This is a genomic window from Streptomyces sp. NPDC038280 (genome assembly GCF_055600045.1).
This window is the reverse complement of the sequence record NZ_JBVJYZ010000015.1, coordinates 165,645-176,333: the sequence shown is the minus strand read 5'-3', so window position 1 is coordinate 176,333 and position 10,689 is coordinate 165,645. Positions and strand designations below refer to the sequence as shown.

Genomic DNA, 10,689 nt, shown 5'->3' with positions numbered 1-10,689 from the left:
CGGTTACATTCCGAACCCGGAAGCTAAGCCTTTCAGCGCCGATGGTACTGCAGGGGGGACCCTGTGGGAGAGTAGGACGCCGCCGAACAATCTTTCAGGACCCTTGGTCCCAGCGTTCACGCTGGGACCAAGGGTCCTTTTGTTTTTTGCTTTGTATTTCCCGAAGCGCGTCGGATCGCCGACTGCGCGAGAATGACAGCGGTACCCAAAGACAGGAGCCTTCCCCATGTCCCCCAACTCCTCCGACGATCGTCCGGAGCGCGAGCCGCGTCGTGATGACCGGGACCGTGGCGGCTTCCGTGGGCCGCGTCGTGATGACCGGCCGGCCTTCCGTCGGGATGACAACCGCGGCGACCGTCGTGACGACCGCGGCCCGCGTCGGGACGACGACCGCGGCCGGGGCGGCTACGGCCGGCGCGATGACAACCGTGGCTCTTCGGCCGGTGGCGGCGGTGGCTTCCGCCGTGACGACAACCGTGGTTCCTCCGGTGGCGGTTTCCGTCGTGACGACAACCGTGGTGGTGGCGGCTACGGGCGCCCCAGTGGTGGCCCTGACCGTCGCGATGACCGTGGCCCGCGTCGCGATGACAACCGTGGTGGCGGTGGCGGCGGTGGCTTCCGCCGCGATGACAACCGCGGTTCCTCCGGCGGTGGTGGCGGCTACGGCCGCCGTGACGACAACCGTGGAGGTGGCTTCCGGCGCGACGACCGTCGTGATGACCGTCCGGCCTTCCGGCGCGACGACCGTCGTGACGACAACCGTGGTGGTGGCGGCTACGGGCGCCCCAGTGGTGGCCCCGACCGTCGTGACGACCGCGGCCCCCGTCGGGACGACGACCGCGGCCCCCGTCGCGAGGGCGGCTTCCGCCGCGACGACAACCGTGGTCCGTCCGCCGGTGGTGGCTTCCGTCGTGACGACCGGCGTGATGACCGTGGTCCGCGTCGTGATGACAACCGTGGTGGCGGCTATGGCCGTCCCAGCGGTGGCTTCGAGCGTCGTGATGAGCGTCCGCCCTTCCGTCGTGACGACGACCGTGGCCCGCGCCGTGACGACCGGCGTGATGACCGTGGTCCGCGTCGTGATGACAACCGTGGTGGCGGCTATGGCCGTCCGAGCGGTGGCTTTGAGCGTCGTGATGAGCGTCCGGCCTTCCGTCGTGACGACGACCGTGGTCCCCGTCGTGACGACCGCCGTGATGACCGCGGTCCGCGTCGCGACGACGACCGGGGCCGTGGTGGCTTCGAGCGTCGCGACGAGCGCCCGCCGTTCCGCCGCGACGACCGGCGTGACGAGCGTCCGGCCTTCCGTCGTGACGACGACCGTGGTCCCCGTCGTGACGACCGCCGTGATGACCGTGGTCCGCGTCGTGACGACGACCGCGGTCGTGGTGGCTACGGCCGCCGCGACGACCGGCGCGACGACCGCGGTGGTTTCCGCGGCCGTGACGACCGCGGCCGCGATGACCGTGGCGGCTATGGCCGTCGCGACGATCGTGACCGTGACCGCGAGCCCATCAAGCGCCTGCCGATCCCCCAGGACGTCACCGGGGACGAGATCGACCAGGACGTGCGCCAGGAGCTCATGAGCCTGCCGAAGACCCTGGCCGAGGACGTCGCCAGGAACCTGGTGATGGTCGCCAAGCTCATCGACGAGGACCCGGAGCAGGCGTACGCGTACTCGCGCGTCGCCCTGCGGCTCGCTTCGCGTGTCGCCGCCGTACGGGAGGCCGCCGGCTTCGCCGCGTACGCGACGCAGAAGTACTCGGAGGCGCTGGCCGAGTTCCGCGCCGCCAAGCGGATGACCGGCAGCGTGGAGCTGTGGCCCGTCATGGCCGACTGCGAGCGCGGCATGGGCCGGCCGGAGCGGGCGATGGCGATGGCCGGTGAGCCCGAGGTGCAGAAGCTGGACAAGGCCGGGCAGGTCGAGATGCGGCTCGTCGCCGCCGGTGCGCGCCGGGACATGGGGCAGCTCGACGCCGCCATCGTGACCCTGCAGAGCCCCGAGCTTGCCTCCAGCTCGGTTCAGCCGTGGACCGCGCGGCTGCGCTACGCGTACGCCGACGCGCTGCTCGCGGCGGGCCGTGAGGACGAGGCGCGCGAGTGGTTCGCCAAGGCGCTGGAGGCCGACAAGGACGGGGCCACCGACGCCTCCGACCGGCTGGCCGAGATGGACGGGGTCGAGTTCGTCGACGCCGTCGACGAAGCCGACGAGGCGGAGTTCACGCAGGAGCCGGAGGAGGCCGAGGAGTCGGACGACACCGAAGCCGACACCGTGGTCAGGAACGACTCCGTCGAGCACGCCGCGGTCGAGCACGACGTGGTCGAGGACGTCGAGGGCGACGACAAGGCCTGATGTCGCACAAGAACGGGCGGCACCTCTCGGGGTGCCGCCCGTTCTTGTTGCCGGTGACCCGGGCCCGTCAGTCGAGCAGCAGGCTGCGCAGGACGAGGCCCGTCGCCGGCTTCGGCCCGAAGGACGTGGACTTGCGCGGCATGGTGACGCCCTGGCGGGCGAGGTCCCGGACGACCTCTTCCCGTACCGGATGCATCAGCACCGCCGTGCCGCCCCGGCGTTCGGCCAGTTCGACCGCGGCCTCCGTGTCGTGGATGTAGGTGACGGCCTCGGGGGCGTCGGGGATGCCCCATATGTGGTCGAGCAGCGTGGAGTGCAGGACCGTGGCGTCCAGGGTGCGCCAGGCCTCGGGCCGGTCGGTGCGGATCGTACGGGCGAGCAGGTCCTGGTCCGGGCGGTCGACCAGGTGGAAGCCGCCGTCGCCGGCGAGCAGGAAGGCGTTGCCTTCGCCGGCCGCGGTGCCCAGGACCTCCAGGGCCCGCGGGAGCGGTCCCTCGACCGGGCGGACGCGGAAGTCGTCGCCGAGGGCCGCGAGTGCGTCGGCGAGCGGGAGACGGTTGAGCAGGCGGTGGATGGCGCGGACGCGCAGGGGGTAGCGGGCCGTGTCGATGAGGAGGACCAGGCCGTAGTTCCACGGGCCGGGCGTCCCGGCGTGCTCGTCGCGCAGCCGCAGATAGGCCGCGCAGCGGTGATGGCCGTCCGCGATCAGGGCCTGATGCTGTGTCAGGTCGGCGGAGACGGCGGCGAGATCGGCCGGGTCGGTGAGCGACCACAGCCGGTGGCTGAAGCCGTCCTCGGTGGTGGTGGAGAGCAGCGGGGTTCGGTGGATGGCGCGTTCGATGACGGCCGTCGCCCCGGTCGCGCTGCCGTTGCCCCGGTAGGTCAGGAGCAGCGGCTCCAGGTTGGCCGCGGTCGTGCGCATCAGGGCGGCGCGGTCTTCGACGACGTGTGGCATGACGTCCTCGTGGGGGAGGACGACGCCCTCGGCGGGGCTGGACAGCTCCAGGGCGCCGATGATCCCGCGCTGGAGGATGTCGCCGCTTCGCTGCTCGTAGACGTACAGGGCCGGTTCGGGGTCCGGGGCCAGAACACCGTCGGACAGCCAGCGTTCCAGGGTCTGCGCGGCCTGCCGGTGGCGTTCTCCCGCGGTGTCGGCCTGCGGCAGGATCAGCCGGACGATGTTGTGCGGGTCGGCCGATTCCAGATGGTTCAGGCCGTCCGGCCGGACGACGACGTCGTACGGCGGTGAGGTCACGGCGGCGAGGCTGCCGACCCGCTCGGGGACGTACCGCAGTCCGCGGAACGGGAGCAGGTGCAGACCGTCGTTGGCCTCGGGACCTGAGGTGTTCATTTCGTCATCGTATGTGGGGTGGCGGCATGCGCGATGATCGGGGGAGTGGCAGCGAACGAGGAGCAGGGATCTATGGGGCAGCAGGGAAAAAATCGGCCGAACGACCGGCCGCGTGGGAGTGCGGCCGCGCTGAGCGAGGCGTACGACACGGCGCTGCTCGACCTCGACGGCGTGGTGTACGCGGGCGGTGAGGCGATCCGGTACGCGGTGGAGGCGCTGGGTGCCGCTCGGGCCGGCGGGATGCATCTCGCGTACGTGACCAACAACGCGCTGCGGACGCCGGACGCCGTGGCCGCGCATCTGACCGAGCTGGGCGTCCCGGCCGAGGCCGGCGACGTGATCACGTCGGCGCAGGCCGTGGCACGGTTGATCGCCGACCAGGTCCCCACGGGATCACGGGTGTTGGTGATCGGCGGTGAGGGGCTGCGGGTCGCGCTGCGGGAGCGCGGGCTCGAGCCGGTGGAGTCGGCGGACGACGACCCGGTGGCGGTGGTGCAGGGGTACGGCGGGCCGGAGCTGCCGTGGGGGCGGTTCGCGGAGGCCTGCTACGCGATCGCCCGCGGGGTGCCGTGGTTCGCGTCCAATACGGATCTGACGATTCCGAGTGCGCGGGGCATCGCGCCGGGCAATGGCGCGGCCGTGGAGGTCGTCCGCATCGCCACGGGCGCGGAGCCGCAGGTGGCGGGCAAGCCGCTGCCGCCGATGCACCGGGAGACCGTGCTGCGGACCGGGGCGCGGCGGCCGCTGGTGGTCGGGGACCGGCTGGACACGGACATCGAGGGCGCGTTCAACGGGGGTGTGGACTCGCTGCTCGTCCTGACCGGGGTGACGGATGCCGCGCAGCTGCTCGCGGCGGTGCCGGAGCACCGGCCGACGTATGTGGACGCGGATCTGCGCGGCTTGTTGACCGGTCAACCGGAAGTCTCCGAGGCCGACGGGGGTTTCACGTGCGGGGGCTGGACCGCGTCGGCCCGGGGCGAGGTGCTTGTCCTGGAGGAGCCGGAGGGGGACGGTGAGGCGCTCGACGGTCTGCGGGCGCTGTGCGCGGCGGCGTGGACGCGCGCGGGCGAGGGCTCGTGCGCGCTCGACGCCGGGAAGGCGCTGGCCCGGCTGGGGTGGTGAGTGTCTGTGTCCTCCCTCCGTGGCGGCGCCGAGCGACCGCGGGGAGGGGACCGGCGGCGTACGGGCCGCCGGACAGGGCGGGGCGTACGTCCGGGTTCCGTGCCTCTGAGCTCGAAGGTGATGGCAGGCTAGGCTAACCTAACCTCGTGTTGGTCGACAGTCCTCCCCGAACGAGCGCGGAGCCGATAGCCGCTGCCCAGCCCCCCCGGCGCAACTCCGTACGCGCGCTCGGGCTGCTGGTCGCCCTCGGTGTCCTGCTGCTGGTCTGTGTCGCGAGCATCATGGTCGGCGCCAAAGAGGTGCCGCTCGCCGATGTGTGGCACGGCCTGTTCCACAACACCGGGGTCGGCAACGACGTCATCGTCGAGGACGTCCGGGTGCCCAGAACGCTGCTGGGGCTGCTCGTCGGCACCGCGCTCGGGCTCTCCGGGGCAGTGATGCAGGGACTGACCCGCAACCCGCTCGCCGAGCCGGGCCTGTTGGGCGTGAACGCCGGCGCGTCCGCCGCCGTCGTGACCGCGATCTCCTTCTTCGGTGTCACCTCGATCAGCGGCTATGTGTGGTTCGCGTTCCTCGGCGCGGCCGTCGTCTCCGTGGTCGTCTATCTGCTCGGCGGCAGCCGCGGCTCGACACCCGTACGCCTGGCGCTCGCCGGTACCGCCTCCACCGCCGCGCTCTACGGCTATGTCAACGCCGTGCAGCTGCTGGACTCGGCGGCCCTCGACCGGATCCGCTTCTGGACCGTCGGTTCGCTGGCCGTCGCCGACATGGAGACGGTCCGTAGGGTCGCGCCGTTCATCCTGGCCGGCATCGTGCTCACGCTGCTGATCGCCCGGCCGCTCAACGCGATGGAGCTGGGCGACGACACCGCCAGGGCGCTCGGGGCCAACCTCAACCGCACCCGGGTCCTCGCCATGCTGGCCGTCACCCTGCTGTGCGGGGCCGCCACCGCCGCCTGCGGGCCGATCGTCTTCGTCGGCCTGATGGTGCCGTACCTCGTCCGCGCCCTCACCGGACCGGACATGCGCTGGATCCTGCCGTACGCGGCCGTGCTCGCGCCCGTCCTGCTGCTCGGCTCCGACGTCATCGGGCGGGTGGTCACCCGTCCCTCCGAGCTCCAGGTCGGCATCGTCACCGCGCTCCTCGGCGGACCCGTCTTCATCCATCTCGTACGCCGCAAGAGGATGGCCCAGCTGTGACCGTGCCCACCACCCGTACGGTGAAGGCGATACGCACACCCGGCGGGCTCTCCGTACGGGTCGAGCCCCGGGCCGCCCTCGCCATGCTTCTGCTGGCCGGGGTGACCCTCGCGGCAGGCGTCGTCCTCATCGGCAGCGGCGACTTTCCCATCGCGCCCGGCGACGTCGTCGCCACCCTCCTCGGCAACGGCACCGTCGCCCAGGAGTTCATCGTCCAGGACCTCCGTCTGCCCCGGGTCCTCGTCGCCATCCTGGTCGGCGCGGCCCTCGGCATCGGCGGCGCCGCCTTCCAGTCGATCTCCCGCAACCCGTTGGGCAGCCCGGACGTCATCGGCTTCGGCCAGGGCGCCACCGTCGGCGCGCTCTCGGTGATCGTCCTCTTCCAGGGCAGCGCCACCGCGGTGGCGGGCGGCGCGGTCGTCGGCGGCATGGTCACAGGCGTCGGGGTCTATCTGCTCGCGTGGAAGCGCGGCGTGCACGGCTACCGGCTCGTCCTCGTCGGCATCGGGATCGCCGCCATGCTCACCGCGGTGATCCACTATCTGCTCACCAAAGCGAAGCTGGTCGACGCCACCCGTGCGGTGCTGTGGATGACCGGCTCGCTCGACGGCCGCGACTGGGCCCAGTTCTGGCCGCTGCTCGGTGTGTGCGCGGTGTTGCTCCCGCTGATGCTGGGTCTCGGACGGCCGCTGCGGATGCTGGAGATGGGCGACGACGCGGCGTACGCGCTCGGAGTACGGGTCGAGCGGACCCGGGTCGTCCTGATGACCTGCGCCGTCCTGCTCGTCTCCGTCGCCACCGCCGCCGCGGGCCCCATCGTCTTCGTCTCGCTGAGCGCCCCCCAGCTGGCCCGCCGGCTCACCCGCTCACCCGGCCCCAACCTCGGCGCCTCCGCCCTCATGGGCTCCGCCCTGCTGCTCGTCGCCGACTGGACCGCCACCAACGCGTTCGGCGAGCGCCAGCTCCCGGTCGGGGTCGTCACCGGGGTCGTCGGCGGCTGCTACCTGCTGTGGCTGCTGGTCACCGAACGCAAGGCGGGCCGGATATGACCGACGCGTCCACGACCGAGAAGAACCCCAGGAGTACGTCCATGCAGCGCCAGCGCCTCAGCGCGGAGTCGGTCACCCTCGCCTACGACCAGCGGGTCATCGCCCGTGACCTCTCCGTCGAGATCCCCGACCACTCCTTCACCGTGATCGTCGGACCGAACGCCTGCGGCAAGTCGACCCTGCTGCGCGCGCTGTCCCGGATGCTGAAGCCCTCCCTGGGGCAGGTGCTCCTCGACGGTCAGGCCATCCACCGCATGCCCGCCAAACAGGTCGCCCGGACGCTGGGGCTGCTTCCGCAGTCGTCCATCGCGCCGGACGGGATCACCGTCGCCGACCTCGTCTCCCGCGGGCGCTACCCGCACCAGGGCCTGCTGCGCCAGTGGTCCCCCGAGGACGAGCGGATCGTCCAGGAGTCGATGGCCGCGACCGGCGTCGCCGAGCTGGCGGAGCGGTACGTCGACGAGCTGTCCGGCGGCCAGCGCCAGCGCGTCTGGATCGCCATGGCCCTCGCTCAGCAGACCCCGTTGCTGCTGCTCGACGAGCCGACGACCTTCCTCGACATCCAGCACCAGATCGACGTACTGGACCTGTGCGCCGAGCTCCACGAGACGCAGGGCCGCACGCTCGTCGCCGTCCTGCACGATCTGAACCACGCCGCGCGGTACGCCACGCACCTCATCGCCGTCCGGGACGGGAAGGTCGTCGCCGAGGGCCCGCCGTCCGAGGTGGTCACCGCCGAACTGGTCGAACGGGTCTTCGGGCTGCGCTGCCAGGTCATCGAGGACCCCGAGACCGGGACCCCGCTCGTCGTCCCGGCAGGGCGCAAGGCTCGCGCCAGGGCCGGCGCCGCCGCCCCGGCGGGGGAGTCCAGCTAGAGCAGCGAGCGCAGGCGCAGCAGATCGCGGAATCCGGCCTCCAGCCGGAGTCGGCCCGAGGCCCACGTCCGCGCGAAGTTCAGCTCGCCGTTTACCAGCGCCACCAGGTCGTCACCGGTCATCGCCAGCCGGATCTGGGCCCGGGTGGGCGGCGGGCCGTCCACCGCCTCCACGCCCTCGATCCGGCCGTCGCGCAGCCGCCCCGTGAAGGTGGTGTCCAGGTCGGTGATGTGGCAGCTCAGGGTGCGGTCGAGCGCGACAGCGCCGCGCACCTCGCCGTTCGCGCGCGCCAGCGTGTCCGAAAGCTTGTCGAGTGCGCCGCGGCACTCCTCCATCGTGGCCATCGAGACCGACCGTACCCCAGTGCTTCGCGGTAGCGTCTGGGCATGAGCGAAGCGCCCGACGCGCCCGAGGCCGCCCAAGAAGCCGCCCCGGAGGCGTACGACCCCGCCGCCCCCGCGCCCCTCGGCGTGGAGCGAGCCCCCACCGGGAACCCCGGTGTCGACGCCTGCCTGGAGCGTCTCGCCGACGCGGACCACCTCCCTGCGGACGGACACCTTCAGGTGTACGAGGATGTACACCGGGGACTGCGGGACGCGCTGACCGCGCTCGACGCGCGGCCGGCGGGCCGCCCCGAGCCGTACGACAACAGGAGCTGAACCGAACGTGGCAGGAGTGGCACGCCGCCGCCTCGACGCCGAGCTGGTACGTCGCAAGCTCGCCCGCTCGCGTGAGCACGCGAGCCAGCTGATCGCGGCGGGGCGGGTGACGGTCGGCAAAGCCACCGCCACCAAGCCCGCCACCCAGGTGGAGACCGCCGCGGCCATTGTCGTCACCCAGGACGACAGTGACCCGGACTACGTCTCCCGGGGCGGCCACAAGCTCGCCGGGGCCTTCGCCGCCTTCGTGCCGCGCGGGCTGAAGGTGGAGGGCAGGCGGGCGCTCGACGCCGGCGCGTCCACCGGCGGCTTCACCGACGTCCTGCTGAGGGCGGGCGCCGCGCACGTCGTCGCCGTGGACGTCGGCTACGGACAGCTCGCCTGGTCGCTCCAGAGTGATGACAGGGTCACCGTCAAGGACCGCACGAACGTACGCGAGTTGACGCTCGACCTCATCGACGGGGAGCCGGTCGACCTCGTCGTCGGTGATCTGTCCTTCATCCCGCTCGGCCTCGTGCTGCCCGCGCTGGTGCGCTGCACGGCCCCCGACGCCGATCTGGTGCTGATGGTGAAGCCGCAGTTCGAGGTGGGCAAGGAACGGCTCGGTACGGGCGGAGTCGTCCGGAGCACCGAGCTGCGCGCCGACGCCGTGAGGAACGTGGCACGGCAGGCCGGCGAGCTGGGTCTCGGTGTGCTGGGCGTCACCGCAAGCCCGCTGCCGGGCCCTTCCGGCAATGTCGAGTACTTTCTGTGGCTGCGGGCCGGGGCGCCCGCGCTCGATCCGGCGGATGTCGACCGCGCCGTGGCGGAGGGACCTCGTTGAGCTCAACGACAGCAGCAACGCCAGTAGAACCGTCCGAAGCACCGCGTACGGTCTTCCTGGTCGCGCACACGGGCCGTCCGGCGGCCGTGCGCAGCGCGGAACTCGTGGTCCAGGGACTGCTCCGCAGCGGCATCGGCGTCCGTGTCCTCGCGGCGGAGGCGGCCGATCTTCCGCTGCCGTCGGCCGTGGAGACCGTGCCCGAGGCCTGCTCCGACGTCCTCGTGGGGTGTGAGCTGCTGATCGTGCTGGGCGGCGACGGGACCCTGCTGCGCGGCGCCGAGTTCGCCCGGGCGTCCGGAGTGCCCATGCTCGGCGTCAATCTGGGCCGGGTCGGCTTCCTCGCCGAGGCCGAGCGCGACGACCTCGACAAGGTCGTGGACCGGGTCGTGACACGCGCCTACGAGGTCGAGGAGCGGATGACCCTCGACGTCGCCGTGTACCAGAACGGCGATGTGCTGCACTCCGACTGGGCCCTCAACGAGGCCGCCGTGCAGAAGGTCTCCCCGGAGCGGATGCTCGAGGTGGTCCTCGCGATCGACGGGCGCCCGGTGACCGGCTTCGGCTGCGACGGCGTGATCTGCGCGACGCCGACCGGCTCGACCGCGTACGCCTTCTCGGCGGGCGGCCCGGTGATCTGGCCGGAGGTGGAGGCGCTGCTGATGGTGCCGATCGGCGCGCACGCGCTGTTCGCCAAGCCACTGGTCACCACGCCGGACTCGGTCCTCGCGGTCGAGGTGGAGCCGCACACCCCGCACGGGGTGCTGTGGTGCGACGGTCGGCGGACCGTCGAACTGCCCGCGGGAGCCCGCGTGGAGGTACGCCGGGGCGCGGTGCCCGTCCGCCTGGCGCGACTGCACCACGCGTCGTTCACGGACCGTCTGGTCGCCAAGTTCGCCCTGCCGGTGTCCGGCTGGCGCGGGGCGCCGCACTAGCCGGGCGGGGCGCGGGCACGGTCGGGGGCGTTACGGCCCTACGCCCTGCCTGCCGCCCTGCCGCCCTGCCGCCCTGCCGCCCCGTCGGCACGTCCGCCGTCCACGACCTCAGCGCCGCCGTGTGGTCGCGACGCGTTCGGTCCGAGCGCCCTTCACGACCGCCTTGGCACGGTGGCGTGTCACCGCGTGCACCGGTCGTTCGGTCCGAGCGCCACGACCGTCGGCCGCGTCGCCGCGGGACCGGCAGGCCGGGGCGAGCAGTCCGAGCGGTTCGGAGACGCCGCTTTGCCCGTGGGGCCGGGCCCGGGGGACGTACGGGGGAGCGC

At 72.4% G+C, this 10,689-nt stretch carries 10 protein-coding genes, 1 rRNA gene and 1 pseudogene; 10 read left to right on the top strand and 2 right to left on the bottom strand.

Going from position 1 to position 10,689, the window contains the following annotated elements:
* The 3 genes and pseudogenes from rrf to ACZ7J0_RS26560 form a co-directional block, all read left to right on the top strand.
* Positions 1-88, top strand: a 5S ribosomal RNA gene (rrf, locus tag ACZ7J0_RS26570); the annotation flags it as partial.
* A 531-nt stretch (positions 89-619) separates the two neighbouring features.
* Positions 620-1,414: pseudogene (locus tag ACZ7J0_RS26565) on the top strand (tetratricopeptide repeat protein); the annotation flags it as partial.
* Between the two features lie 168 nt (positions 1,415-1,582).
* The gene (locus tag ACZ7J0_RS26560) at positions 1,583-2,353 is read left to right on the top strand and encodes a tetratricopeptide repeat protein (protein WP_470891424.1); all 771 of its coding nucleotides are present in this window, start codon (positions 1,583-1,585) and stop codon (positions 2,351-2,353) included.
* A 67-nt stretch (positions 2,354-2,420) separates the two neighbouring features.
* Here ACZ7J0_RS26560 and ACZ7J0_RS26555 read toward each other — a convergent pair whose 3' ends face one another.
* A complete protein-coding gene (locus tag ACZ7J0_RS26555) occupies positions 2,421-3,704 on the bottom strand; it encodes a DUF1015 domain-containing protein (RefSeq protein WP_470891404.1) in 1,284 nt (427 codons plus the stop codon).
* A gap of 72 nt (positions 3,705-3,776) precedes the next feature.
* Between ACZ7J0_RS26555 and ACZ7J0_RS26550 the strand changes: the two genes are divergently transcribed.
* The 4 genes from ACZ7J0_RS26550 (at position 3,777) to ACZ7J0_RS26535 (ending at position 7,949) form a co-directional block, all read left to right on the top strand.
* On the top strand, positions 3,777-4,826 hold the full coding sequence (locus ACZ7J0_RS26550) for an HAD-IIA family hydrolase (RefSeq protein WP_470891402.1): 1,050 nt from the start codon (positions 3,777-3,779) through the stop codon (positions 4,824-4,826).
* Between the two features lie 149 nt (positions 4,827-4,975).
* Positions 4,976-6,025: a FecCD family ABC transporter permease gene (locus ACZ7J0_RS26545; RefSeq protein ID WP_470891422.1), complete on the top strand. Its 1,050-nt coding sequence runs from the start codon at positions 4,976-4,978 to the stop codon at positions 6,023-6,025.
* Entirely contained in the window at positions 6,022-7,074 is a 1,053-nt protein-coding gene (locus tag ACZ7J0_RS26540; RefSeq protein WP_470891401.1) for a FecCD family ABC transporter permease, read from the top strand. Before ACZ7J0_RS26545 ends, ACZ7J0_RS26540 begins: the two co-directional genes overlap by 4 nt.
* On the top strand, positions 7,071-7,949 hold the full coding sequence (locus tag ACZ7J0_RS26535; RefSeq protein WP_470891399.1) for an ABC transporter ATP-binding protein: 879 nt from the start codon (positions 7,071-7,073) through the stop codon (positions 7,947-7,949). The genes ACZ7J0_RS26540 and ACZ7J0_RS26535 overlap by 4 nt, the downstream gene beginning before the upstream one ends.
* Here the strand turns inward: ACZ7J0_RS26535 and ACZ7J0_RS26530 are convergent.
* Complete coding sequence (locus ACZ7J0_RS26530; protein WP_470891397.1) at positions 7,946-8,293, bottom strand: SCP2 sterol-binding domain-containing protein; 348 nt, start codon at positions 8,291-8,293, stop codon at positions 7,946-7,948. The genes ACZ7J0_RS26535 and ACZ7J0_RS26530 overlap by 4 nt on opposite strands.
* 42 nt (positions 8,294-8,335) lie before the next feature.
* Here ACZ7J0_RS26530 and ACZ7J0_RS26525 point away from each other — a divergent pair, with 42 nt between their 5' ends.
* Genes ACZ7J0_RS26525 through ACZ7J0_RS26515 form a run of 3 tightly spaced genes read left to right on the top strand, consistent with a single transcriptional unit; the run spans position 8,336 to position 10,363 of the window.
* A complete protein-coding gene (locus ACZ7J0_RS26525) occupies positions 8,336-8,608 on the top strand; it encodes a hypothetical protein (RefSeq protein WP_470891395.1) in 273 nt (90 codons plus the stop codon).
* A gap of 7 nt (positions 8,609-8,615) precedes the next feature.
* Positions 8,616-9,431, top strand: a complete 816-nt coding sequence (locus tag ACZ7J0_RS26520) for a TlyA family RNA methyltransferase (RefSeq protein ID WP_470891393.1) — start codon at positions 8,616-8,618, stop codon at positions 9,429-9,431.
* Positions 9,428-10,363, top strand: a complete 936-nt coding sequence (locus ACZ7J0_RS26515; RefSeq protein WP_470891391.1) for an NAD kinase — start codon at positions 9,428-9,430, stop codon at positions 10,361-10,363. The genes ACZ7J0_RS26520 and ACZ7J0_RS26515 overlap by 4 nt, the downstream gene beginning before the upstream one ends.
* The last annotated feature ends 326 nt before the right edge of the window (positions 10,364-10,689 follow it).